At 42.9% G+C, this 1,203-nt stretch carries 2 protein-coding genes; both read right to left on the bottom strand.

Going from position 1 to position 1,203, the window contains the following annotated elements; translation table 11 throughout:
* Positions 1 to 422 (bottom strand): glycoside hydrolase family 3 N-terminal domain-containing protein (locus RT269_RS30060; RefSeq protein WP_313188209.1); only part of this gene is annotated, 422 nt, incomplete at its 3' end.
* Positions 423 to 634: 212 nt separating this feature from the next.
* On the bottom strand, positions 635 to 1,203 hold a 569-nt coding region (locus RT269_RS30065), incomplete at its 5' end, for a helix-turn-helix domain-containing protein (RefSeq protein ID WP_313188207.1).

A 1,203-nucleotide genomic window follows, 5' to 3' on the forward strand; every position in this document is an offset into this window, starting at 1 on the left:
CCCATACGTGAAGTCAGATATGGATCCTCTCCGTAGGTCTCATGTCCTCTTCCCCAGCGGGGATCTCTAAAAATATTGACATTGGGGGCCCAAAATGTAAGTCCCTTATAAATATCCGTATCTCCGTATTTCTGCTGCATATGAAACTTTGCCCTTGCCTCTGTGGAAACCGCATCAGCCACTTCATAAAGCAGCTCCTCATCAAAGCTTGCTGCCAGTCCTATGGCCTGGGGAAACACCGTAGCTACACCAGCACGAGCCACACCATGAAGTCCCTCATTCCACCAGTTATAACCCTTTATTCCCAGTCTTGGAATCGCCGCTGCACTATGTACGGTCTGTGAGACCTTTTCCTCCAGAGTCATTTTTGAAACTAATTCTTTTGCTTTTTTTCGGTATTCCTTCCGCTTATCCTTATTCATGGAATTCACCTTATCCTTTCCTTTTAATCTTATATCCTGACATTCCCTTGCCTTTTTTTCCATGATTCCATCATAGCATTTCAAAGCAGATCAGGCATCCCACTTCTTGCTTCCAATGGCGCATATATTGCTTTTTCTACAAAAAATCCTCTCACAGAAATACCCATAAACCAGGTATTCCCATAAGAGGAGCTGTAAACTACCCTTTGTTTTTATTCTTCCGATTCATACATCTGCTGACTGATCTTCCTGTAATCGCTTGGTGAACAGCGCTTTATCATCTTAAAGGTACGGTTAAAAGCGCTCATGGATGAGAAGCCGGAACCCATAGCAACATCCGTAATGCTCATTTCCCTGGAATTATACAAAAGCTCCTCCGCTTTTTTCACTCGTTTGGAGTTTAAATATTCATAAAAGGTCATATTCATATACTGTTTAAAGATCCGGGTAAAGTGATATTTGGAAAATCCGCTTATCCTGGCCACTTCCCCCAATGTCAGATTTTCCATGAAGTGCTGGTTGATATAGGTGCTGGCATTCATAACAGCTTCGAAATATTCCTGCTGCTTCATGGGATGGATCTGTCTGCCGGCTCCATCCAGGCATACCTTATTTCTCCCTAATTCCACATAGATTTCAATAAGGGCCGCATAAATGGAGGCCTCCCGGAATCCGCTGTTTCCCTGATATTCCTCAATGATCTTATCCAGCTTCTTCTTAATAGACCCATGAAGGGAATCTCTGTCCTTCTTTTTTAAGAATATAACCGGGGGTATTATGT

Source organism: Lacrimispora sp., from assembly GCF_032078915.1.
Taxonomy (GTDB): domain Bacteria; phylum Bacillota; class Clostridia; order Lachnospirales; family Lachnospiraceae; genus Lacrimispora.